The organism is Pedobacter sp. UYEF25, assembly GCF_054061655.1.
In genome coordinates this window covers 70,894-96,487 of record NZ_JBSSEL010000004.1, presented here as the reverse complement: position 1 = coordinate 96,487, position 25,594 = coordinate 70,894, and the positions used below count along the sequence as shown (strand labels likewise).

Here is a 25,594-nt window from a genome sequence, read left to right as displayed (position 1 = left end):
TGTCTTTCGTATAAACAGAAGTGCTATCAATTATTAATCAACGCTTTTCTTCAAAAGCGTATTGATAAAATTATTCAGTTTATCTTTTATTTCCATTAACTCTTCTACATCAACATCATTCGATGCCAAACTTGCTTTCAACATGTTTGGAATTAAAACAGCATCCTTTTGTAAATCCTTTCCTTTTTCTGTTAGTTCTACAAATACTTTCCTTTCGTCTTCAGTTGACCGTTTACGTTTAATCAGCTCCATCTTTTCCATCCGCTGCAATAAAGGCGTAACGGTATTTGTATTTAACACTAAAGCCTGAGTGATTTCATTTATCGGAACGCAATCACCTTCCCATAAAATCATCAAAACCAAATACTGAGGATAGGTTAAACCAAGCTCTGCCAGTAAGGGCATATATGCTCTCGTAATTAACCTTGACGCAGTATATAGCGGAAAGCACACTTGATTTTTTAACTTTATATCATCTGATTTCATATTGTAATCATCAATTACCTCTACTTATGTCAACAAACTTAAATCGTTCAAGATACTATCGCTTGCGATACAAATGTACGGTTTATTTTTTAAATGGTTGAGAAGTTTAAAAAAGCAGGCCTTTTATGGACGTTGGCGCATCCTATTTTCTAAATGTAAAATATGGGAATAGAATTCACCACCAATGCTCCAACATCAAACAAATGAGAAGATTAACCTTGATGCCGATAATCAAAACTCGGAAAAAAAGCATTTGTATGGCTTTCTATACTTCATACCGGGAAAACCTATTCCTACAAACTGAAAGGCTTGACTAAGAATAAACATAAACTATTAAAATAGGTTGCTAAATGCCTGATGATTGAAAGTAGCTTTCTGCCAACTGATTTCTGAGGGAAAAAATCTCTTCAGCATACACACTGTGATGTTAATATCAAAGAGCGTTTACTAAAATAACGGATTTTTCCGAACGTAAGTTTCATCATCAAAACTCACTTTATAATCAGATTTAAAGTGTGTACTTTTTTGGTAGTAATCTGTAGTGATGATCTGTGCGCCCGAAGCTTTTGCTGCATCAAAATCCGAATAATCGTTTGTTCTAGCTTGTTGCGTATCCGCGTCAGCTCTGGTTCTAATGATGTAACCTTTTTTTACCAATTCTGGAATTTGGGGGTCTTTAGGATTGTTACGAATCATCATAGCTGCTTCCGGCGTTCCAGCGTCAGCGTTTGCAAACAAAACCCGCCCAATTAACGAAGGATGGTCTTTTATGTAAGTTTCCATCTTTTGCCCTCTTGCATCCAAAATAAAAGCAAACTTTCCATTTGCCGCTTTTAACGTTGGCCAGTTTTGCTTTAATACCGCAGCTTCCAAGGTTTTATATTTTCCTCTAACCTGATCAGGAGTGAGCAAATGCTTTCTACCAAGGTTTGCGATGATTGCTTTGTCGAGCTCATCAAAAGTTCTCTGACTAAACTTTTCGGGAACAGTCATTCCCGGCAAACTTAACGGCTCATCTTTCGCCTCCAAAGTGATAAAAACAGGACTGTGATCCGGATGTGCTTCCGACCATTTCTGTAACTGCTGCAATACGTCTTTAAATGTGAGGGCAGAACTTCTAAAATCTAGTTCTTGAATGTGCAAAATCTTAAAACCTGGTTTTGCCATTTCATGGTTTACGTCATATGGAGCTTGGTTTTTTACCCATTCCAGTCCTTTGGGGTGCGCATATTTTCCGCCGATAGAATCGGAATATACATCGATCTCTAAATTTCTCAAACCTAAATCTAACTGAGCTGCGAAAGGAATATGGTCATAGTCGATTTTACTGGCCGATGCAGAATCACGCTGTTGAAAAAACTTAAACAACGCAGGATCAATAGCTTGTTTGTAACTGTTGTGAGAACCGATTATTTGGATTTTATTTATAGGAGTATTGCCAGGTATTTCCTGCAGAAAAAACGGCATTGCAACAATGAGTGCTGCAAAAATGGTTGCTTTCATATGTTTGTAAAATTCGTCAAATCACTATTAAAAGATAGTTATTATTTAGTATCCAGGGTTTTGTAATAGGTTAGCATTTAACTTAAGTTCATTGGCGGGAATTGGATACAATCTTCTAGTAATATCTTTATTCATGTTGAGCACATCATTGGGTAAAGGATAGTCAATCTCGAATTTGCCATATCTAATCAAGTCGTTTCTTCTCCAAGCTTCCCAACTAAATTCTCTCGCTCTATCATCTAATAAAGTCTCCAAAGTTACGTTTTTAGCCAATTCAGCTCCTGCCCTAGTCCTAATTTTATTTACAAGAATTAAGGGTGTTTGTAATTCTCCGTTTACAGTTGTCGCGTTCGCACCTCGTAAAATTGCTTCTGCTTTCATCAACATTACGTCGGCCAACCTAAGTAAAGGCATGTCGTTTCCATTTAAGCGCGTTGCTTGTATGGCATTAACATCGGGAAAATATTTAATGGAACGGATTCCTTTTGCTTGGTCGGCAAGTGTATTGCCAAGATCCATTGGTTTTCCAGGTTTTAGCACTAAATCCGGGAAAATCTCTATCTGGTTCGTTGTATTTGCATAAAAAATTGGTTTTGTTAAATCTTGACTTCTATCTGAAACGTTTGGCAAAAACTGTTTCCCGATGAGCCAAGAATTTTTTCTTACATCGCCGGCCAAATTAAACCGGTTGTAAAATTCTGGTGTGGTACTCATTGCAATACTAAACCCAACATTTATCCCGTAAGATGGCGCTAAGTAAGAATAGAATCCAAATCTTGTCATCTGATTGCCAGGGATTTGCTGGTCGTATGGTATCGCAAATATAGTACCTTGAACCTGAGGGCCGTTATTTACATCGAATAAGCTGAAGAAATTATCGTCTAACTTGTAGTTGTTTTTTGTAAAAACGCTATCGGCCATTGCCACTGCTTCGTTATATCGAGGTTTTCCGGTATAAACCTCGGCATTAAGATACATTTTCTCCAATAACGCAAATGCCATAGCTTTGGTCGGTCTACCGTACAACAGAACATTGTTGTTAGCTGTTTTTATTGGTAGGTTCGGTATGATCGCTTTCAGCTCTGCCTCGATAAAATTAAAAACTTTTTCTCGGCTTACATTTGTGGGTTGCTCCAATACTGGAAACGTATTTATTATGGGCACATTTCCAAACAAATCCATCATAAAAAAATAATACAACGCTCGCATGCCTTTTACTTCAGCAATTTTTGATGCCTTATCAGCATCTGATGCACCTGACGCATTTGTCAAGTTTATAAGTCGGTTGCAATTATTAATCCCCCCAAAACCCCATTGCCAAATGTCGCGCACGTTTGGATGATCTATTGTCCAGGTGTGGTAGTGCAATTGTCTATATTGACCTCCGTCATCAAAGTTCCCGTCTCGTGCAGGCAAAATAGCTTCGTCTGTAGAAAGCTCTTGCATTCTCCAATAAGGTACGCCAAACTGAGAACTTAAGTTTGAGTACATAGTACCGAACAGTGCCGCATAATCACCTTCAGTAGAAGGAAAGTTTCCTGTTACATATTGTGATTCAACTTTAACATCTAACTTTCGGCAAGACAAAGAAATTGTTAAAATGATTAGTATGATTATGGATAGTATATTTTTCATCAGTTGAATATATTAAAATTTAAAAGTTTGCACTAACACCAAAACTAAATGTTCTTGTTTTTGGATAAAAGTTATAGTTGTCAATTCCGGGAGTTAAACCTCCAATATTAATTTCCGGATCTATGCCCGAGTAGTGAGTTATTACGAATAGATTATTGGCCGTAACATACAATCTTATGTTCTTTACAGTTGGTGTTTTTGGATTTAAGGTATAGCCAACTGTTGCATTATCCAACCTCAGGTAAGAACCATTTTCTAAAAACCTATCCGAAATCAAATATCCATTAATGTCGTTGGCAGACTCGCCGGCAGTAAATTTCGGAATGTTTTGAAGATTTGCATCTGATGGATTATTTAAAGATGCCTTCGTTGCATTTAAAATTTTATTACCCAAAGTCCCCCTAACCAGAAAATTCAAATCCCACTTTTTGTATCTAAAACTATTGTTCCATCCGTAAATTAAAGAAGGCTGGGCATTTCCCGCAACCTTTTGGTCTGTAGTAAGTGGCTGCGTAGCAATCGTTTCGCCTTTAGCGTTTACATAAGTACTAACTCCATTTTCGTTTTTACCTGTGTAATGCCACAAATTAAAAGTACCCAAAGGCATACCAGGCTGCACAATTTGGCTATAGTTACCGGACTGCCCTTTGCCGCCCAATTGAGCAGTATTGATCAAAGAGATTTTATAAAAATCATCTGATAGTGTTTCGACCACATTTTTATTATGTGCAATATTTGGCGCAGTTGTCCAGCTAAAATCTCTTGACTTAACCACCAAGGCATTTAAACTAACTTCAACTCCTGTATTTTTTATTTTTCCAACGTTTGCCGTGATGGTAGGTAAAAAATATTGGGTTGTAGAGACCTCATACTGGTCGTAAATTAAATCTGATGTCTTCTTGATGTAGTAGTCTATCGAACCTGTAATTCTATTTTTTAACAAACCAAAATCCAGACCAATATTGGTCGTTGCTGTACTTTCCCACTTTAAATTAGGATTGGGATTTCTTACCGGACCAATTGCGTTACTAATGTTTCCATTATTTAAAAATTTGCTGTTGCCCGCAGGCGTTCCATAAACCAATAAGGCAGAAAAAGCATTAAATCCCAAACTATTTCCAGAAACTCCATATCCAACTCTTAATTTCAAATCGCTAAAAACTAGCGCGTTTCGCATAAAATCTTCACCTATAATGCGCCAACCGGCAGAGATCGCCGGAAAGTATCCATATTGATTGTTTACCCCAAAGGCTGAGGAACCATCATTTCTTAAAGAAGCCTGAAAGAGATATTTTTGGTTGTAGTTGTATTGAATCCTACCATAAAAGGAGATCAACCTCAGTGTCGAAATTGGATTACTGTCAAAAGCGATTTGAGAAAGCAAATTGGGATTTGATAAGAATAAATTATTTGACGACAAATTATCGTTTGAAAAATTTTGTGTCGTGATCCCAAACCCATCGTTATCCCTATTTTCTTGCCAAGAGTAACCGGCCAATAATTTCAAATCATGTTTGCCTGCAAAAATCCTATCGTAATTAAAATACCCTTCAAAAATATCAACCTTATTTAAATATTCTGTTTTTTTAGCTTGACCATTCACCCCTCTTGCCAAACCCGATTGGCTGTTTAGATAAGTATCATACGTATTTTGTGATTTTTGCATAGATCCGCTAGCGGTAAATTTTAGCCCTTTAAAAATATCAACCGCTGCTATGCCATTTAATAAAGTTGTATTATTTTTCGTGTTTATTGAATTATTGTCGACGATAGAGAGTGGATTTCTTGTTCCACTGCCTGTTCTATTATAATTTTCTTTGTAACTACCATCTTCATTAAAAGGGCTCACTGTGGGCAAAAAGAAAAGCATGTTCGACAGTACATATTGTTGATAAACATCTGATGAGGTAGAATTGCTATTGGTGATGGTTAAGTTAAGCTTAAGCCTATCGTTAAAAAACCGTTGAATTAAATAACCCCTGGCAATGGTTCTCTTTAATGCGGTATTCTTAAGAATTCCTTGGTTGTCTAAATAATTGATGCTTGCGCCAAACTCTGCCGTTTTTTCCGCTCCCCCGTAAGAAATATTATGGTTTTGTGAAAAGCCAGTCCGTTCGACTAAGTTTTGCCAATTGGTATTAGATCCATCGTCATCTACTGGATTGAGGACTTTCTTATTGTCTAAAAGATACTGCCTTAACTCCGGTGCTGAAAGCATCTCGTATTGCTTTGATACACTTTCCGTGGCAGCATAACCGTTGTAAGAAAGTCTCGATTGGCCTGCTTTAGATTTTTTAGTGGTTACAATTATTACTCCATTTGCAGCTCTAGAGCCATATATCGCGGTTGAAGAAGCGTCTTTTAAAACATCGATGCTTTGAATATCGGCGGGCGCCAATAAATCTATTGATGCACCTGGAACGCCATCAATTACATAAAAAGGCTCTTGGGCTGCCCCTTCTCTTAAAGTAGATGGGCCTCTTAAAATAGTTGCGGGTTGTTTGTTTGGATCTCCGCTTTTGGTCACATTTAGCCCGGCAACCTTACCTTGTAAAAGCTCTGCAGGATTCACCAAAACGCCATTGTTAAACTCCTCAGAATTTAGGGAGGTAACGGCACCAGTAAGATCTTTTCTATTTGCAGTTCCGTATCCAATAACCACTACATCTTTTAATAACTTCGAGTCTGGCTGAAGTTTAACATCTATTCTGGTTTGGTTTACAATCTGGATTACTTTAGTAATCATTCCAATCGAAGAGAAAACCAAAATATGCTGATCACCCGAAACCTGTATACTATATTTTCCATTTTCATCAGTTGAGGTTGATGTTTGGAATCCTTTTAGTTTCACAGAAACTCCAGGCAGTGAACTATTGTCTTCATCAGTTACGCTGCCTCTTATGGTTCTGGTTGTTTGTGCAAAAACCATTGGCGCAAAATTTAACGCTAAAAAGAAAAACAGGAGAAAACTGAAAAACTGTGGTTGAAGGTAACTTGATAAAGTATTGCTTCTTTTCATAAATTTGAATTACTTGTTAATAAAAATGCTTTTAGAATTGGCACAAAGAAAAGAAAGAGGTATTACCAAATTGATAAGCAAAAATTATTAAATCTCTATAATTCTAGTTTTCTAATAAAACTATATTCGACTTAAATATCTGAAAATTAGATATCTATCAATAATAAGAAGTAAAGTGCAACTATGGAAGTTTAACTAATCGTTAAGTGAAAATCAAGTTATTCATGATGTGCAAAAATAATTTTTCGAGTTTTTATGGCGCGATTTCTTGAACTATTTAATATTTATTAAGGCTTTAGCTTTCATTCAAAGATGTATTCATATTGTAAGCGGCTTTGGCTTAATATAATAGACAGTGTTTTCGTGAAAAATTGCCATTAATGCATAAGAATCTTATTTAATGCGTACACAATTAAGTTTTTGGTAATTCTCAAGCGCATAAAAAACTATTGAAGTTGACCAGACAGACTGCCAACACGAAAACAGTTTAATAAATTAAGACTTAGGTAGTTTATCAATAAAAAATGCGCTTTCCAGACTAGTGGCTAAAATCAAATTTTAACCATAGATCATAGATGAGCACAACAAAGTAGAAAGCAGTACCAAATTTTGTTTTAGTAATTGTGATGGATAGATGGTTTTACTTTCAGCCATCCATCACAATAATTTCTAGTCGCGCAAATTTGCCTCACCAATAGGCAAGAGTTTTTCCCCATAAACTTCGTTCAGCAACCCTGCAGCGGCCAAATATATTGCAGAAAGGCCACAGAAAATACCTTCATACCCGGCAACTATTTTAATAGCTCCACTGCCAGTCCACTCTGCGGTAGCAAGTAGGAAAAATAGAATAGTTAATGTTACAAATACAACAGATAAAGCGGTGTTTATTCTCAAGCTACCAACAAAAAGAATAAGCGTGAAAATGCCCCACATAGCTAAATAAAATCCCATAGCAGAGGAAGATGATGGCAGCGCAATACCAGATTTTGTCATCAAAATTATTGCGACTAATGATAGCCAGAAACAACCATATGATACAAAAGCTGTCAAACCAAAAGTGTTATTCTTTTTTGATTCGAGGATACCTGCGATTAATTGAGCTGTTCCACCTACAAATAGACCCATTGCCAAAATCATGGCATTCAGTTCATAGAATCCGGCATTGTGTAAATTAAGGAGCACGGTTGTCATACCAAATCCAAATAGCCCTAAAGGCCCAGGATTTGCCGAAACGTCGCCAAGAAATACTAAGTCGTTTTTCATAATGTTTACAAAGGTTTTAAAAAATTTAGTTTGGATAGATTTGGTTGCTACTAAGATAACTTTTTTTCTGAATAAAGACTTTTTATTGAATTCTATTCGCATGAATTCTTGAAGAAGTGTATTTCATCCCTTAACAAAAAACATAGTGAAGCAGCAGTTAATTCCAAATTAAAACCGATACAATTCTTAGGGTTTATTCCTCCGTTCAGACTGTGATTAGCACGAGTAGAAAAAACTGATGTGCTCAGCTTATTTTAAATACAGTGCTATTTTCATTTTGACCTGATTTCTATAGATTACTACCGATACCGATGGCATCCATTTTACGTTTTGATAGGCGCTTGAAAGATTATCTATTGTTTTAATTTCATGCTGATCAACAGCAATAATCACATCACCTACTAATAGTTTGCTTTTTTCTGCCAGTGAATTTGGCTTAATGGCAATAATAAGCGCTCCACTATAATCAGGTATTCCTGCAGCAGAACGCTCGCCAAGCGAATTTATATTTTTTATTTCTGCCCCTAAAATGTGGATGTTAGGGGCCGTTTCAGCCGATTCCCTAACAAGTAGTGGATTTATCGCCGGATGGCGCACAAGCGCTTTAAGTTTTGGAGAGACAACTCCGAAATCCATCAGAAAAGATTTAAAATCAAATCCCTGTATTCTAACGTCGGCTCTGATTGAATAATCTCCCTGAGCCTGGTTTACAAACACATTCACAATTTCTATACTATTTTGGTCGATGCCCAATTTTTGCGCAGAAGTTAGCGCATCTTTTGTTAGAAAATAATTTCGATCGACTTTTGCTCCCCAATTTAACATTTGAATGGGCGCATAAGATATTGTAACAATGTTTCCGGTAAATACATCCCTACTATTCTTTAACCATACATGCGGATGAAAAGTATTGTTAATAATGATGTTATTGAAGACTTTGCGCTCAAAACCTTCCCGAAGTTTCAATCCGCCGCTGAGACAAACGTTGTTGTATATTTGATAATTGCTACTTCCATCATCCAGATCGATGTCCCAACCATGATCACATTGGAAACGGTTATTTCTTATTACAATCGGCGAAATTACATCGAGCAACTCAATTCCCGGTCGCGCAGCTGCAATACTGTCTATAATATTTCTATTCGGGCTCCAAAAACGATCTCTTCCCCAGGAATTAAATGCGCCATGATCTCCGGTTTCTAGCACGGTATTAAAGACATCGTTATTCTCAATAATATGGCCACCCCAAGTTCCTTCGCTAATGTTGATTCCGGCGCGTGGTACGTCATAAATAGAATTATGGCTTACCGTTATGGCAAACGACATTGATATCTGCACTCCTGCGCTTTGCTTTTCAATTCGGCCCGTACGATGAATCAAATTGTTGTAGGCAATACAGTATTGGGGATAATTGTTTGTTTTAGATCCTTTTTCAAAATCCATTTTCGCCCACGGCACAAAATTTTCATATCGAAACGAGGGGGAACGGACCGCATTTGGATCTCCCACAAACGCTATTCCATTTCCACCGACGTTGAAAATCTGGTTTCCACTAATGCTGTCGCGCTTGTTATAATGACTTAGGAAAATGGCATTTCCACCTAATTCGAAAAACTTACAATTGCTAATTTTTACGTTTTCCGTACCATCTAGTAGAATACTACCTCCTCGATAAATCATCCAATCGCTCCTTAATAACGGCTCCTTAACTTGCATAAATGTCCTTGCCGTTTGTGTGAAAGATATTCCTGAGATGGAGATATTCTTAATGGGGTTTGATGAATTTCCTTTAATATGAATTAAATCGGTTAACCGACTTGCGCTGAATATACTATTTGTAAGAACCTGTCCCTTTTCAGGATACAAATAAATCTTTTTAGTCTTTCTATCGTAAAACCATTCCCCTGGCGCATTAAGTTCCTCGAAAATATTTTCGACAAATCGGTATTCCTTGTGCATTGCTGATGGACGATTATTTTGCCAACCGCCTTGGTAAAAAAGCTTTCCTTTGGAATCTTTTCCAGTGATTAAATAATGAAAATCGCCCCACTCTCCCTCGTGCAGCGCATGGATGTAGCCGCCACTCGGATTATTCCACGTTGCAACTCTAAAATCATCAATGGCATCTACTGCGGTACCGTTGTACACTCGTGCATTTAGATCATAATTAGGGTATCGAGCCATTGGCATAGTGTGCCCGTTTGAAAACAATTGATCTGGTATGGTATCTAACTTAACTGAAGATTGCATTATAGCACCCTTGTATTTTGTCCAGATTAACTTTAACCGCTGTGATCCGCTAATGGTAACGACTTCTGAATTAAATGGCTTTATGCTTAAAGATCGAACAAGGTAATTGGCAGAATTAATAAGAATTGTCCTACGAAGTTCGTAAGTTCCTTTACGGATAAAAATGTGTACGTCTCGGCCATCAAGGCTTAATGCTTTTATTACAGCATTTTCTAAAGTTAGAAAAGGTTTATGTATAGATCCATCAAATGCATCATTCCCAGTTGTAGACACATAAATAGTCGTTTGTGCTTTGACAACGATCACACAAAGCAATAGAACAGACGCAACGGATAGCCTCTTTAATAAAGCAATAATAATTGAATTAATAGGTGTAGGTAAGTTCGCAATCATTTTACAATACTAGTGAAATAGAGGAGATTATCTCTATTATTTGGTTTGTTAAATAATCAGTTTTTCAATTATCCAAAAACCAAATTTTGTCGTCGCACCAACGGATATTTGAGCAAATATCTACTCTTATGTATGTATTTCGGCAGTTACGAAAATTCTTTTTAAAGCCTATGCATTTCAATTTAGGAAAAAATCATTAAAACGAGATAGTTCGAAAATTAACTTGGGAAAGAAATAATTAATGCACGGCAAAAGCTTTGCTGTAATATCCTTCTATAGCTGCACCAACTTGCGCTACTTCCGTTTCTAAAAATTGCCCAGATTTTTGTTCCCAAACTTCATTCTTTCCAATTGATAATACAGAGATTGATTGTCCCTCTAGTGAGATTTCAAAAACAGCCTTTAAATCCTCGTTAGAATTATGGACTAAATAACTGACAATTATGCCAGAACAGATGTTAATTTTTATCGAAAATAACTCCTCAGGTGACTGCATCATAATGATTTTAACTTAATTGGAGTACGTGTTTTTCCAATTTATACAAGTATTAATACTCAGCAAATTTCAAGCCAAGACCTTTTTAAATTCCTGATTCGAATAACTACACACTCAATGGCATTAAATAAATCAGAATATACTGTAAATCATAGTAAAATATGACAAGTTACCTGTGTCGGTAAATTGTTTTAAATTCGTTTGGATCTCAACTTTAGTTTTTGGACCTTTTTAGCTACATTTTACCTCATCGTTGTCATGTTTTTACTTAAGTAAAAAGCTTGCACGTTAAAACTACAAGATAGTTATGATTTAAATCAGCAATGTGACTGATGTTTTAGCAAGTTTTGCGGCATCAATCAACGTACATTTGTATACAGAAGCTGTGTGTATTGGCATGGTCTTTTAATTGCAAACTTTAGTAAAAATATAGACTAACAACATGAAAGATACATTTCATATGGGGTACGATTTAGGGGAGGCAGGATTTAACTTTATGCCACTAGAAAAGCAAAATAACTTTAATACAGAACTGTTAAATGGTATTGCTGAAGACTTTATAAATGTTTCAAAACAAAAATCTGGAAAGATTTGCAATAAAGGCGAAATATTGAATAGATTTTATGACGCTGCCATCAGACCAACTACGGAAGAACCAATTTTAATTATCTACCTAAACAGCGCTCATGGCATTATGTTGAAATTTATCAACAGGTCAAATCCTTTGTTTAATCGCTTATTTACAGACTAACTATGGTATTTAAAGGGGATTTACATGGTAATTTTTCGCCAACTTTAATCTAGTTTTTTGGGAATTTTTTTAAAAAAAAAACACCACGCAAAAAGTCTCTTTTTATAAAATTGCCGTGAAACAGGCTATTCTTTAATCCACATTTTTAATACGTTGCTGTAGGCATTATCCACCAATTTATAATTGCTTGGTATTTGTTTATTTGGCGCATGATAAGTTGCAAGTCTGGTGCCTGAAGAACGGCCGTTTAAGATGTTATAAATAAATTCAGTGTATTGATTGTATAGCTCAAATGATGTCTTTACAGAATAATCTATTCGATTGTCCGATTCAATATTTTCGTAAAAAGAATTGTAAAAATAAAAACTATCGTAATTTTCATAATTTAATGTGGTCAAATTTCCAAAAGAAAAATGGGCATTTTCAACCCCAACCTGTTTTTTCGCTGTCTTTGCATAATTAAATAAGTCTTTACGTTGTTCTATGCCAAAAAACTGAGCATTTGGATGGTGTGCGGCAGCGATGATGCAAAATTTTCCCACACCACTGCCAATATCCAGTATGCGCGCGCCCGAAGTAGCCAAAAAATCGCTTGCTTTCAGCGCAACATCTATTGCGGTCCAATGTATTGAAGAAAGATCACGAATGTGCTGCGGATACAAGGCATCGAAAGCCGAATCTTTACGGCAATAGGGAATCGTTGAAGTATAAGTATTCATTTTAGTTTTTGTTAAAGATACTATGCATCCATAATGAACTGCATTTTTTAGCAAGAGGGGGTTATTCCTTTATCCATAATTTTAATAGGTTAAAAAAAGACTGTTCAATCAATTTATAACCTGGCGGCACGACTTCACCAAGGCTCTGATAAGTGACCAATCTAGTTCCCGAAGGTTTTTTGTTGAGCGTAGCACATAAATAATTGGTATAATATTCATAAAGTCCGAAGGAAGTTTCTATGTTGTTATCGATTGCGTTTAAACGGTCGATGTTTTCATAGAAAGAGTTAAAAAAGTAGAAATGGTCAAACTGATCAAAATCAATCTGCGTAATGTTTGCATGAATGAACCGAAGATTTTTTAGCGCTAGATATTCTGTAGTGATTTTAGCGTGCGCTATCAATTCAAGACGCTGCTCAACACCGAAATAGTTGCTAGCTGGATAAAGGTGCGCTGCAGTCAGACAAAACTTTCCGATACCGCTACCAATATCAAGTACATTGGCACCCTTCGCTGCGAGATAACCAGCTGCACGCTTTGCAACAGCTATTGGCGTCCATTGCCGCCGCGAAATAAGTTGAAATTTCTCTGGATAAAGCCAGTCAAATTGCGCGTCGGTTTGGAAAAAACTGTCTGCTTTAATTATCTTTTCAAAAGCCAATGGCTTGGATTTTTTATTCGACTCTGCCGCGGGTGGAAATGGAGAAAACGGAAACACATCAATCACATGCAAATATATTGATGGCGCGCGAACATTAAATTGGCAACATATCAAGACAGAATCTGATTTTTATCAGTTTTTTAATATTATCTTAACTTTGCAAAATGAGTATATCCGGAATCTTTCCGATCGATCGTTGGAATTTTACGACCCAATCACTTCTAAGTGTGCTTTCTGAGGAAGATTATAAGATTCTAATTAGCCACCAAAGTGACAATCATTATCAAAAAGGAGATGTTATTTTTAGAGAAGGTGCTGTTCCCTCAGGTATTTTTCTGATAAGAAGTGGGAAGATTAAAAAATATAAAGTAGACCAAATTGGCAAAGAACAGATTATATATGTTGCAAATAAAGGAGAATTTGTAGGCTATCACGCAGTATTGTCCGAAGAACGCCACCCGGATTCGGCAGCTGCAATGGAGCAAAGTATCGTATCGTTCATTCCGAAGGAGGACTTTATGGAAATCTTAGTACGTTCCCCGCTTTTTTCGCAAAAACTCCTAAAGGCGCTAAGTCATGAATATACCGTTTTAGCGAATAGCATATCTGTATTTGCCCAAAGAACAGGGCCAGAGCGGTTGGCCATAGCTCTTATTGTAATGCGCGAAAAACTTAAAACTTCTCAACCTGCGGATCAAGAAATTATTTTAAATATTTCTCGTTCAGACCTCGCTAATATCGCAGGGATTGCTCAGGAAAATGTAATTCGGATAATTAAAGAGTTTAAAACCGAAGGGATCTTAGACACTGAAGGACGAAAAATTTTTATAAAGGATATTAAATTACTTGTAAAAAGAGCAAATTATAAATAAAACTGCGACGCTTGTTTGTCTAATTCTATGGGTGAAATAACATGATGTAACCGCATATTGGCGCTTAAAACTGAGCCTTTATCTGTTTGTAACCTAGATTTTTTTTAATTAGCTTTAATGGAGGTGTGGTTGCCGATGCTGCCACATTAATGGCAAAAGCACACGGTGAGAAAAATGGAGTAAAACGTATCGCAATTATTTTACAGATTTTATATAAGCTAGCACAATCTAAAGAGTTTATAATTTTAGAAACTCAAAACATATACGAGAATATTATCCCAATTGAAAGAGATAAGATTAACAAATTGAGGAGTTATATAGTTGAAAATTTTACGGATACAATTTCTGTAGAAATCGCGGCAAACCTGATAGGTATGACAACATTTGCGTTTTGTAAGTATTTTAAAAAACTGACACGTAAAACATTTGTGGAAACCGTGATCGATTATTGCATAAACCATGCAATAAATCAGCTATTAAATAGTGATAAATCGATTTCTGAAATTGCCTACGGATCTGGTTTCAACGACCTATCTAATTTCCATAAAACATTTAAAAGAAAGAAAAAATGCAGTCCATTAACTTATAAAAAAACATTATTTAACAAAGAAGAGTTCAGTTATCTAGGCGACTAAATGGCTAGAACCGACTTGCTAAAAAAGGCAATTGAACCCATGAATTTCTGGTTTTTTAAAAGTTTCTTATTTGCTTCTAACCACCGCCAATCCTACAACTAATATTTTGGAAACAAATTAATTTTTTCGCTAAATTATTATAGCGCAATGATCAACTTATCTTCAATATTTTACCTACAATTTTTAGTAAATCGTCTTCAATTGCATCGGGACTAATCGCCAATGGAAAAAGCTGCTGGCCGGGTCTAGCAACAAATGCAGTTTGCCAACCCGCCCACTTTGCGCCACCAACATCCCAGCCGTGTGCCGCAATCATCATGCAATCAGCATTCTTTACATTCATTTTCCTAGCTGCCCAATGATATGCTTCCGCAGCAGGCTTATATTTCCCGCAATATTCAACGCTCAAAATCTCATCAAAAAAAGGAGATAATCCTGCAACATCCAATTGCGTGTGGACTGCTTTATTGGATGAATTGCTAAATGAAACTAATTTATAGCCTGCTTCTTTAATCAGGGATAAGCCTTCTTTCACCTCCGGATGTGCTTTTAATGAAAGCATAGGCATTAACGCTTCTTTAACTTCGTCCGCACTAAGTTTTAAGTTATTATTTTTTGCAAGCATCATTAAAGCAGCAGCACCAATGCTTCCAAAATCAAAATATTGACCGCTCACGGTAACCACAAGTGAATATTGAAGCATCGTGGTGAACCAAAGCGTTCCAAGCGCCTTATTTCCACCAAGTTTTTCAACTACTGACTTCTTCAACGGTTCCAGATCTAGTAGCGTTTCATTGACATCGAAGAAGATAACTTTCGGTTTATTTGACATAATTAATGTTGTTTATTAAGAGGCTTTAATGCTATGCAGATCCCTTCAGAATCAATCAAACTGATCATCCAATTTGCTTTCATTCTTTGTAATAAGCTTCTTCTATCATATCTTTTCTAAAATGCTTGATATTATTGAATGTTACCAGCCAATATAATCAGGCGGTTTAATCCCCTTTAATCTCAGATAAACAATAAGTTGACCTAGATGGTGGGTTTGATGATCGTGCATCAAGATTAAAATTTGCCTGCGGGTCATCGGTCCAGCGAAGAACTTTACCTGCTCATTTAGCTGCACCTCGTTCATTTTCATATGCCCACTTAACCCATGGTCATAGGCATCACTCACCACTTTCAATATTTCATCTTTCGATAATTTTGTCTTTGCATCTCGCTTTTTATTCGCATCTACAAAAAGATAAGACGAAGAAAGCCAATTCATATTGTCAGCGATATGGAGCAACTGCTCGCCAAAAGACATTTCTTCGGGCGATGGCTTGAAACCATAGTCCTCTTCGGGCATTAAAGCAGCAAGTTTCAAAGCATAAGTTTTGCTGTTCATCCATTTTCGGGCGAGTTGAACCTGTAAACTATCGGTCGACTGTGCATTGGCAACAAAACAAGTTGTAAAAAATATAAGGGTAGTAAGAATTCGTTTCATATTATAAAGTATATAGGTGTAAAATTATGTTTATCTTAAGTCCGCCACGTAGCGCTTTACGCTACTTTCAATAAGCGATGAAGGCACCAGCAAAGGTTTATCGGTAATTTCAACCAAAATTATTTCGTCTTTAACACTAATATTCCCCTTGAATCTCATTCCTAAAATTTCAATTTTAAATTCTCCTCCCTTAGCGTCGCCCTTATATTTTGCACCCAAGCGTTTAATTTCCCGGAGGGCAATTTGGTAGGTTGTTTCAATATCGTGTTTTGGTTTAATTCGGAATTTAAAAGACATGTTGTCGTTTTGGTTTTAATTAATGTTGTTTTTTGAAAGGCATTGCCAATAAATATCCGGCAGTCATTTCTTGAGCATCTCGATATTCGGGCACACCAATAACGATTTCTTCTTGTACCGGTGTAGATTTAAAAGTTCGATGGAAGCGATCCCAAAATGAAAAAATTACTGCGTAATTGCTGTCTGTTTCCTCCTTATTAATAGAATGGTGTATGCCATGCATTCTTGGCGTGACGATTATTTTGTTCAGCTGAGTTTCGATTTCAACAGGGATTTTCATATTGCTGTGGTGAAATTGAGTTGCGCTTTCAAAAAGAAACTCATAAAGTAGCACCTCTCTTGCCGTTGCTCCCGACAACAACACGAACAGCCCTCTAAAAAAAACAGAACCAATCATTTCGCCGAAATGGAAACGAAAAGCGGTCGAAGTATCAAGATCGAGGTCAGTATGATGAACCAAATGAAACCGCCAAAGCAATGGGCTTTTATGATTGAGTACATGCCAGAGATAATTTCCATAATCTAGGATTAAAAATATAGAAATGATCCGAAGCAATGGCGATCTACTTAATGAATAACCAAGACCAAATCTTTTGTTTTTTTGCGCCAGTTTTACCATCGCCGGAAGAAAAGCAAAACGTAATAAACCGAATGCAGGAAAAGCCACGATCGAATTGGTAACCAGTCGCTTAATTATAGGCTGAGTAGGCTTTCTGAGTTTTCTTTTCCGCTCCGCTACGAAGACAATAATAAATATTGCAGCCAGCAACGGCGCTGCTTTTTTATCAAATAATTTACTAATTAAACCCATCAGTTTTTTGTTTTTAATTTATCTTTAATCTTACCAATTGTGGAACAAATTCCATACGAAATCATTACATCGATAGATAAATATACCCATAAGGGAAGGTGCTGAGCAATGATAATGAGGTTGAAATAAAAAAGAAACCAATCAACAATGTAGGAATAATAATGGATTTTTTCTTCGTCATATTCTTGAAAAGCCAATACAATGAAGCAAAGAAAAACAGAATGGCAGCTTGATTTACTGCAACAAAAATGATCGGGTCAACATGGTGTTGTCCACTGAACACTAAAAACCAATCTTGACCTAATTGCAACCGCTCCATCAGTTAAAAATTTGATAGGCTTTTTTCAAAATTATTTTAATCATTGGCGTAAGTCCTTCAGCCATCAAATCAGTAATTACACTTTGATTTATTCGCGAAGCGACCGGATAAGGATAAATTTTATTGAAGATTGCCGTTACCGAAAGATTAGCCGAATTTGCCAGAATTAGCTCTTGAATAAGCTCGCCAGCGTTTGGCGCAACCATAGTTCCGCCCAATAATTTTTGTTTTTTCAATAGTCCGGCTTTGCTTACAAATAATATAAGCTTTCCATATCGGTAGTCATCCACAACAGCCCGATCATCCTCCTCAAAATCTTTTTCCAATCTGCGATAGTTGATGCCTTGCTCCTGCAACTGCTTTTCACTTAAACCAAATGTTGCCAACTCCGGATCTGTAAAAGTAACCCAAGACATATATTGATTATTGAGTTTCTTTTTGAATGGAGAAAAAAGATTATTTATAAGTATTCGGGCATGAAATTCAGCGGCATGAGAAAACTGTAGGTCGCCGGCAACGTCGCCACAAACCAGCACATTTTTATTACTTGTTCTCAAATAAGAATTTATTTTAATTTTATTTTTTTCTACAGCGATATCCGCCCGGTATAAGTTTAAAGAATCTAATTCCAATTCGCGACCAATGGCTACGAAAATGGCATCGAAATGAATGCTTCTTTCTTCCCTATTTTTTAATTTTAAAATCGCCGCATTGGCGGAAGTAAACCTTTCAACTTTTGTGTCCAAAAAGAACTCCATGCCTTCTTTTTCCAATTGCGTCAGTAAAATAGAAGCGACTGCTCGATCATCATGTGAAAGGATCGCATGATGATGATGAACTACCGTCACTTTACTTCCAAGTCGAGCGAGTGCCTGAGCCATTTCAATTCCAATCGGGCCGCCGCCAATACATAATATTCTTTCGGGTAAGCTTTCGAGATTAAAGATACTTTCATTATCAAAATAGATCACCTTTTCTACACCCGGAACATTCAGTTTACTTGGTTTTGAACCTGTAGCAATAACTATTTTCTTTGCGGAATATTTTTTCCCATCCACCTCGATCTGTTGTTTTCCTGTGAAGGAAGCATTGCCCAACACGACATTTATTCCTTGGTTACGCAACCATTGCGCATTTTCGTATACCCTGATCAGCGATTGTTTTGAGCGTATGTAATCGGTTACTTTTTTGATATCGACTTTTCCAGCCATTTCCAAGCCAAACATTGAAGCTTCTTTGGCATGGTGAATCAACTTAGATACATGTATAATGGCTTTGCTCGGCACGCAACCATCGTTCAGGCAGTCGCCACCGATATCAAGGTCTGATTTAGAAACCATAAGCACCTTAAATCCAGCCTGATTCATAAATAAACCGACACTTAAACCGCCAGAACCAGCGCCGATTATGATAATATCAAATTCGTGTTTTGCCATTTCATTGAGTTGAAGCAAATCAACTTTTTTTTTAAAGTTTATGTTTACGAATTAAATTTCGATATACGTTCAATAAATGTTCTTGCGAACAACCCAAATAGTAAAGCGCCCAAATCCGAAAAAAAATCCCTTGCATTTTATAAATTCCATTGTCAAGATACTTTCTAGCAGAAGTGGATATTTCACCCTTCATCACTATGAATTTCCCATATTTCTTGAGGCGATAGATAATTTCCTGATCTTCCATAATCAATAGATTAGCATCAAATCCGCCACTTTTATAAAACACTTCTTTAGTAACAAATAGACTTTGATCACCAAACCGAATGGCATTCACATCGAAGCGTGTAAACCAGCTGTTTGCTTTTAAAAACCAATGATCGTAATCAAATGCAAGCCTAAAACATCCACTTCTTGCGCCAGTTTGATAAGCATTCAGAATAGACCTGTCAAATTGACACGGAGGTTTACTGTCTGCGTGTAAAAAATATAGTATTTCTCCATTGGCAATGGATACACCAAAATTCATCTGCCTTGCCCTGCCTTTTTTGCTTTTTACAACAATTACACCTGCTTTTTCCGCAACCGACACGGTTTCATCACTACTTCCACCATCAACTAAAATAATTTCGATTTGATCAGTAACGCATGCGCTTTTAACATGCTCAATAGTTGTCGAAATCTCATTTGCTTCGTTAAAAACGGGAATAATAATGCTGATCATTTGGCGATTATAAAGACTTTTACGGTTAGTCGAAAAAACATTAAGCGAAGCTAACAATGAATAATATTCTTGGTCTATAACCCAATCTACTTTTCATTTAGTTTGGAAATGATGCGACTTTCTAGTTCATCATTTCGGATATCGGGCGCATCAACTGAATACAAGCGATTAGTTCGTTGCTGGAGCAATTTATCAATTAGTAAACTTTGTTTTTGATAAATAGCACATCCATCGCAGATAGACGTGTGCAACCTAATACTTATTTTTTCTTTAGTTGACAAACCAACAAAGGATTTTTTTTCCATTAGTTCGGTTGCGCGCTTACAAGACAGCATCAGCCAATTCAATAAATTGTTCATCATTTAAGCTTTAAACCAATTCAACTCTAAACACTTTCTTAACTGCAATTTTGCTCTATGCAGGATCTGCCAAAAGTTAGTGGGCGAAATATCTAATTCCTGACAAATTATTTTACCTTTTTTTTGCTCGATGTATTTAAAATTGACTGCCAGTTGCCAATGATCCGGTAATTTTTCAAAACATGACATGAGGGTTCGATTAAATTCAGGATCGTCCAATAATTGTTTTTCATCGCTATTCCAAGTCATTGGTTTTTCCTGATGTTTCCAATGACCGTGTTCATCAAATAAACTAACGAAGATATGCTCTTCCTCTGTTTTTATAGAAATTCCTTTATATTTCTTTCTATAGTAACTGCTAATTTTATGATTTAATATCGAAAAAAGCCATGTTTTAGCGCTGCTTTTTCCTTTAAATTCGCGGTGTTGCTGATGAGCTGATAGGAAAGTATCCTGCACCAGATCTTCGGCGCTTTCTTTATCCGAAGTTTTCAATAAAGCCCATTTATACAGGCTAGTTGTATACAATTTTACCCACAATTCTATTTCATCTTTGTTTTCAGAATTTGTGCTATCGTTCATAAAAAAGAGTGCATAAATCAATGCTTCGCATTTATTTAACTCAAAAATATCCTTTTTTAGAAGGTTCACACAATGGTAGCATATTTAGGGATACAATATCTTCTAAATAGCTACACCATTTACGAATATAACCCTCATGAAAATCTGAACTTAGAAAACCAATATTGTATTGCTCAGGTTCTTTGCAAGAGATGAAGAAAGCAAACCCGCAGCTTCATTATTTCATTTTACATCTCGCAAAACTAGTCTGTCTTTAAATCTTATTTCCGCGGGCGCGGCTACAATATAAAATTAATACAAACAATAAAGGTTGAGCATAGTCAATTTTAAACCTACGCCATTAGGTGTTAGTTTTTCAAGCCATGTTCAGCGAATATTACTAAGGGGTTTATCAAATTTGCTATACTCATGTCTTCTTTAATCACTCCAACCGTATCTTTATCGCTACTGCTTTTACAGATTCAGATTGAAAATTTTTACTCAATATTTTTATCTGCGGGTGTCCGTTTACCCATCTCCAATTTATTTTTAAATGCGGGGTTAGCGCATATATAGATTTTATATTGTATTGATTTTTTATAATGGATTTTAGAACAATGGTTTGAGTGTCATTATCGGAACAGTTTAAGACAATAACGTAAATGCTTTTGTTGTCTTTGCTTCTGGTATAACGCACGCTACCTGCCGCATTTTCTGCACCTTCTCCAAAAGTTATAAATGGTCTTGTACTGTAAATTGCTTCGCCATTTGCTTTTAACCATTTGCCAACAGTTTTTAATGTAGAAACAGTACGTGGATTAAAGGATCCATCAGCCATAGGATCTACGTTAAGCAATAAATTTCCATTCTTTGAGACGATATCTGTTAAAAACGAAACCAAGTCATTTGGCGATTTCCAAGAAGTGTCAGACTTCTGATAAAACCATGAGTCGCCTTTCATAGAATCGTCTGTAAGCCATGGATAGGATGTAATTTTATCTTCTTTTCCCCTTTCGAAATCTAGCACACCTGTATGTTTATGCACATCTTCTCCCTTTTGCGTAACTACGCCCTTAACGTTATTTTTATTGGCCCAATTGTAATAAAACGCAAACATTTTCTGCCGGTCGATATCTAGTAGATTATCGTTAAAATCCATATCAAACCATATTAAAGACGGCTTATATCTATTTACAACTTCCTTTATTTTATCCAACCATAATTTTTTGAAAGCTTCACTTTCGGGCGCTTTCGGTTTGTGTGGCGTGGTATAAAGTCCAGAAAAAGCCGGGTCTTTTGCATCATATTCAAATGCATCATCGTAATAAAACCATGCATAAGCGTGATGAAAGGATGTCATAAAATACATGTTGCGGGCTTTAATCTCTTTCTCCAATTCGCCCACAATATCTTTATGTGGTCCCATTTGCACACTGTTCCATTTGGTTAGTTTAGAATCCCACATGGCAAAATTATCGTGATGAATAGCCACAGGCCCTGCGAATTTTGCACCTGCATCCTCAAAAAGTTGTGCCCATACTTTCGCATCAAATTTTTCTCCTTTAAACATGGGAATAAAATCTTTGTACCCAAACTTATTCTGATCTCCAAATGTTTTTCTAGAATATTCAAAAACGGGGTTAGACTTTACATACATTCTCATGCCAAACCATTGCGCCCAATCGTTAGGTGCATTTTCATCGGCAACGGTGTTGGGGCCCCAATGGGTATAAATGCCAAACTTCGCATCTCTAAACCACTCTGGCGTTTGATGTTTGGACAGGGATTTCCAATTGGGCTGATATGCTTCGGTTGAAGTTTTAGTTTGCTTGATTTTTTGAGAAAAACTGGGCGTAATGGTAGCAGCGACCAATACGAAAACTGTAGAAAAACTTAATAATAATGCTCTCATAATTTATTTAAAATAGATATTCCCTGATTAATTAACGTCACGATTGAACTCTTAAGAAAGCGTCAATTCTAACACCTTCAATTCACTTGGATCTAGCATAATTTCCCATACTTCGCCAATGTTAAATTATACTTCTAGCGATATGTTCGTTTTGCAACAGATAATTCGCTTCTTCAAAGACTTCTGCATGTTGCGTAAAATCTTCGTAGCGCTGTGAGTACGGATTACTGGTTTTACCAGCGAAAAAATCTTCAACAGTTTGATCAATTGGCTCTAGCTTTTCCCCGAGCAAAGTATCTTCTCCATCAATGATAGAACTTGCATGAGCACCATTTACTTTTGGTAGGATCGTTAAACCGGCAATTCCTAATCCTGCATTTCGCAAAAACTTACGTCGAGAGTTTGTTATCATTTCACTGGTTTATTTCTGTCTGCTAGTCGTTTTATTCCAAATTAAAACACCTCGGTCTGCGATCACTCCTCTAAGAGAGAGGAATTAAAAACTAATTAAACGTAACCGTCCAATTTACCGCAGTATTTTTTTCGCAGTTTATTTTAAGGACAAGCAAACCATCGCTTCCTTTTTCGATGGTAGCTTTACCCTGATCGGTTTTAACCTTTAAAGGTTTTTTTCCATTTGGTGCAATTACAATTTCCATAGTTTCGCCAACAACAACTTTGGATGTCCCTGCGTATTGTTTGCTTTTACTGTTCCACTTTACATGCTCTAAATCCATCAACCCTTGCATGATGTGTCTGTTTGTGGATATGAATTGAGGATGGTTTGCAACTTCATGAACGGCATAAACAAGTGCTTGCTCTTCCTCCAACGGAATGCTCAACTTCTCTTTTCCACTTAAAATACCGACCAAACGATTGTTCCAAAAATCATACACGTAATATTTTTTATCAGGCTTTAAGCCTAAAGAACCTGTTTCATATTGAATACCAGATAAAGGCGCAGAAACATTTTTCTTCACTTTGGAGTTATTGCACAATATCACTTGCGACCATTCTGGGCTAATATCATACACATAAACTTCTGGATTCTTCTTGTCCATCAGCATATCTACTGGTCGAAAAGATTTAGGTTCTTGCAAAACTGGATATAGTCTTGTGATATCATACCTCATCTCTTCGGTAATGTCTTCGAAAGCCGTAGCGAGTTCTAGCCGGCCAGATAATAAGCCGATTTGAGTTAGCATGGTTCGTCTAGCATCGGTAGATAAAGGCTTTTTAGTTTCGGGATCTAGCAAAGATTTTCCATCTGGATAATAGTTAAAAACCACCCTATTTTTGTACCAGCGCAAACCCATACGAGAAGCCATCTCTGGCTCAAAATCGCTCGTATCCCACCAAACACGCTGTAAATCTACAATTCCAGCGGTTACGTCTAGCCGTGGCGTATCATATTCGCCAAGGTTTCGTTCGTGAAGGAAAGCATCGGAACCTAAACCATCTCTAGCTAATTGGAAAAATTGGCGATAAGCAGAAGTGGTGGTATAGCTTTTATCCTCAAAACCACCATCTTTTGCCCAAGCAGATTCTGGATAATCGAATTTAATTCCGCGCATACCTTCAGCTCCAAGTCCCTTCCACATGTTTAAAGTGTACGCCTTGAAACCGGGGTCGGTATAGTCGTATTTTACATTTGGCATGTGGTGATAATGTTCGGCGTGTAGCAGAGAAATATCATTGTTTAACATCCAATCGGGATGCTTTAGTGCAAAATCGTTACTTGGTAACGAACCTTGGAAGTAAGTAAAAGGGATACCACCCGCAGCTTTAACCGCAGCGTCGAATTTACCAAAAGTATTGTAGGGCTTCATTAGAGCAGGTACGGCTATGATGCTGTCAGACCAATGCTTATTATCCCACCATCCTTGCTGCGTATTCCCAAAATTAGAATAGCAGTAACCGTCTGGTTCCAATCGAATAGCAACAGGAGTGTAGTTCATAAAACCATCCTTCTTTGCTATTCGCAATTGCTCCACCAATGCCGGAGAATTATTTCTGGGTTTACCATCACCATATTCTGCTTGCGAAACAAGCCAACCGCACAAGGTTGGAAAATCATACAAATTGGGTTTTGCATCATTTGCTTTTCGCATGGCCAACCCATAATTCTCTAACGATTTAAAAGGATCTACCGTAACGAAATCCAATAAAATATTGTCTTCTGAATGGTAAGTTTGGTTGGGAAGAATATTTTTGCCTTGCGGATCATCTACAGAAACGGTTAAACTTTGATCTTTGGATGAAAGCGTAATCTGTCTCAAAAACTCCTTGTACTTCAATCCTCCCGCAACAATAGTATGTCGTTGTTTATCAACGTTTCCTGTCAACATTACCGAATTGAAAGCTTTCATATTTAGCGTGCTTTCAACAAATTGTGGCTCGGCACCTGCACCGCCTCTAAGCAGTTGCGGCTTTTCAATCTGCTGTTTAGAAAACAAAATCCCCTTATCTAAAAGGGTTGCCTGCCTGATACGCACCGTATAGCTATTCGGATTGGTAACGCTAAAACCCAAAACTGCATAAGGTAAGTTTTCGTATACTGTTATTTCTAAACTTCGCGGAAGATGATATCCTTCTTGAGGCAAGTGTTCGATCACTAACTTGACGCCATTCCCAAATGCATCAGAAACAGTTTTTTCTGTCCATTTGTATTTATATTTGGGCATCTTCCAATCCCATTTTCCTGCATCCAAATTAAAGCGGGCATCTATAAAAACGGTTTTATTCGCTTGTTTATCTACACCGTTGTAGATGCCGGTTTGTGTATTAAAATCTAGCCTAAATTTTGCGTTTGAAATGGAAACCGTTTCGCCACTTTTTTCAACAACCACTTTTTGCCCGAAGACATTGCCTGAAAATAAACATAGAAAACCGAGCATACAAGCTGTACATAAATTTAAGTTCATATCAAATCTCGAGTTATTTATAGTCTTAAGTCGTGCAATCATGTTCTTTACTTTATCGTCGTTTGTAATAAACTTT

Annotated in this window: 22 protein-coding genes; 3 read left to right on the top strand and 19 right to left on the bottom strand. The window is 36.8% G+C overall.

Features of this window, described 5'->3' with window-relative positions:
• Window positions 1-33 precede the first annotated feature (33 nt).
• The 7 genes from ACVWYG_RS05935 to ACVWYG_RS05905 all read right to left on the bottom strand — a co-directional run bounded on the left by ACVWYG_RS05935 (window position 34) and on the right by ACVWYG_RS05905 (window position 11,048).
• Entirely contained in the window at window positions 34-486 is a 453-nt protein-coding gene (locus ACVWYG_RS05935; protein ID WP_457269246.1) for a MarR family winged helix-turn-helix transcriptional regulator, read from the bottom strand.
• Window positions 487-933: 447 nt separating this feature from the next.
• A complete protein-coding gene (locus ACVWYG_RS05930; RefSeq protein ID WP_457269245.1) occupies window positions 934-1,989 on the bottom strand; it encodes a phosphatidylinositol-specific phospholipase C1-like protein in 1,056 nt (351 codons plus the stop codon).
• Window positions 1,990-2,034: 45 nt separating this feature from the next.
• Complete coding sequence (locus ACVWYG_RS05925; protein WP_457269244.1) at window positions 2,035-3,624, bottom strand: RagB/SusD family nutrient uptake outer membrane protein; 1,590 nt, start codon at window positions 3,622-3,624, stop codon at window positions 2,035-2,037.
• A 19-nt stretch (window positions 3,625-3,643) separates the two neighbouring features.
• Window positions 3,644-6,643 (bottom strand): SusC/RagA family TonB-linked outer membrane protein, encoded by a 3,000-nt coding sequence (locus ACVWYG_RS05920; RefSeq protein WP_457269243.1) that lies wholly within the window; start codon window positions 6,641-6,643, stop codon window positions 3,644-3,646.
• A gap of 669 nt (window positions 6,644-7,312) precedes the next feature.
• Entirely contained in the window at window positions 7,313-7,906 is a 594-nt protein-coding gene (locus ACVWYG_RS05915; RefSeq protein WP_457269242.1) for an acetate uptake transporter, read from the bottom strand.
• 249 nt (window positions 7,907-8,155) lie between these two features.
• Complete coding sequence (locus ACVWYG_RS05910; protein ID WP_457269241.1) at window positions 8,156-10,549, bottom strand: right-handed parallel beta-helix repeat-containing protein; 2,394 nt, start codon at window positions 10,547-10,549, stop codon at window positions 8,156-8,158.
• A gap of 238 nt (window positions 10,550-10,787) precedes the next feature.
• Window positions 10,788-11,048 (bottom strand): hypothetical protein, encoded by a 261-nt coding sequence (locus ACVWYG_RS05905; protein WP_457269240.1) that lies wholly within the window; start codon window positions 11,046-11,048, stop codon window positions 10,788-10,790.
• A gap of 439 nt (window positions 11,049-11,487) precedes the next feature.
• Between ACVWYG_RS05905 and ACVWYG_RS05900 the strand changes: the two genes are divergently transcribed.
• On the top strand, window positions 11,488-11,796 hold the full coding sequence (locus ACVWYG_RS05900; protein ID WP_457269239.1) for a hypothetical protein: 309 nt from the start codon (window positions 11,488-11,490) through the stop codon (window positions 11,794-11,796).
• A 125-nt stretch (window positions 11,797-11,921) separates the two neighbouring features.
• On the opposite strand, the gene ACVWYG_RS05895 is transcribed toward ACVWYG_RS05900, so the two are convergent.
• Both ACVWYG_RS05895 and ACVWYG_RS05890 read right to left on the bottom strand, forming a co-directional pair.
• A complete protein-coding gene (locus ACVWYG_RS05895; protein WP_457269238.1) occupies window positions 11,922-12,515 on the bottom strand; it encodes a methyltransferase domain-containing protein in 594 nt (197 codons plus the stop codon).
• A gap of 61 nt (window positions 12,516-12,576) precedes the next feature.
• On the bottom strand, window positions 12,577-13,242 hold the full coding sequence (locus tag ACVWYG_RS05890) for a methyltransferase domain-containing protein (protein WP_457269237.1): 666 nt from the start codon (window positions 13,240-13,242) through the stop codon (window positions 12,577-12,579).
• Window positions 13,243-13,340: 98 nt separating this feature from the next.
• On the opposite strand from ACVWYG_RS05890, the gene ACVWYG_RS05885 reads away from it, so the two are divergent.
• Together ACVWYG_RS05885 and ACVWYG_RS05880 are read left to right on the top strand one after the other, a co-directional pair.
• Entirely contained in the window at window positions 13,341-14,048 is a 708-nt protein-coding gene (locus tag ACVWYG_RS05885; protein ID WP_457269236.1) for a Crp/Fnr family transcriptional regulator, read from the top strand.
• Between the two features lie 149 nt (window positions 14,049-14,197).
• A complete protein-coding gene (locus ACVWYG_RS05880) occupies window positions 14,198-14,683 on the top strand; it encodes a helix-turn-helix domain-containing protein (RefSeq protein ID WP_457269235.1) in 486 nt (161 codons plus the stop codon).
• A 151-nt stretch (window positions 14,684-14,834) separates the two neighbouring features.
• On the opposite strand, the gene ACVWYG_RS05875 is transcribed toward ACVWYG_RS05880, so the two are convergent.
• From ACVWYG_RS05875 to ACVWYG_RS05830, 10 genes are all read right to left on the bottom strand, one after another.
• Entirely contained in the window at window positions 14,835-15,515 is a 681-nt protein-coding gene (locus ACVWYG_RS05875; protein ID WP_457269234.1) for a haloacid dehalogenase type II, read from the bottom strand.
• Between the two features lie 141 nt (window positions 15,516-15,656).
• Window positions 15,657-16,175: a DinB family protein gene (locus ACVWYG_RS05870; protein WP_457269233.1), complete on the bottom strand. Its 519-nt coding sequence runs from the start codon at window positions 16,173-16,175 to the stop codon at window positions 15,657-15,659.
• 30 nt (window positions 16,176-16,205) lie between these two features.
• On the bottom strand, window positions 16,206-16,472 hold the full coding sequence (locus tag ACVWYG_RS05865) for a hypothetical protein (protein WP_457269232.1): 267 nt from the start codon (window positions 16,470-16,472) through the stop codon (window positions 16,206-16,208).
• A gap of 19 nt (window positions 16,473-16,491) precedes the next feature.
• On the bottom strand, window positions 16,492-17,283 hold the full coding sequence (locus ACVWYG_RS05860) for a sterol desaturase family protein (RefSeq protein WP_457269231.1): 792 nt from the start codon (window positions 17,281-17,283) through the stop codon (window positions 16,492-16,494).
• A gap of 318 nt (window positions 17,284-17,601) precedes the next feature.
• On the bottom strand, window positions 17,602-19,038 hold the full coding sequence (locus tag ACVWYG_RS05855) for a dihydrolipoyl dehydrogenase family protein (protein ID WP_457269230.1): 1,437 nt from the start codon (window positions 19,036-19,038) through the stop codon (window positions 17,602-17,604).
• Between the two features lie 31 nt (window positions 19,039-19,069).
• Window positions 19,070-19,762, bottom strand: a complete 693-nt coding sequence (locus ACVWYG_RS05850; RefSeq protein WP_457269229.1) for a TIGR04283 family arsenosugar biosynthesis glycosyltransferase — start codon at window positions 19,760-19,762, stop codon at window positions 19,070-19,072.
• 362 nt (window positions 19,763-20,124) lie between these two features.
• Complete coding sequence (locus ACVWYG_RS05845) at window positions 20,125-20,703, bottom strand: sigma-70 family RNA polymerase sigma factor (RefSeq protein WP_457269228.1); 579 nt, start codon at window positions 20,701-20,703, stop codon at window positions 20,125-20,127.
• 421 nt (window positions 20,704-21,124) lie between these two features.
• Entirely contained in the window at window positions 21,125-22,594 is a 1,470-nt protein-coding gene (locus tag ACVWYG_RS05840; protein WP_457269227.1) for an alpha-L-fucosidase, read from the bottom strand.
• Window positions 22,595-22,715: 121 nt separating this feature from the next.
• Complete coding sequence (locus ACVWYG_RS05835; RefSeq protein WP_457269226.1) at window positions 22,716-23,006, bottom strand: twin-arginine translocation signal domain-containing protein; 291 nt, start codon at window positions 23,004-23,006, stop codon at window positions 22,716-22,718.
• 91 nt (window positions 23,007-23,097) lie between these two features.
• Window positions 23,098-25,518, bottom strand: a complete 2,421-nt coding sequence (locus tag ACVWYG_RS05830; RefSeq protein ID WP_457269225.1) for a hypothetical protein — start codon at window positions 25,516-25,518, stop codon at window positions 23,098-23,100.
• Between the last annotated feature and the right edge of the window lie 76 nt (window positions 25,519-25,594).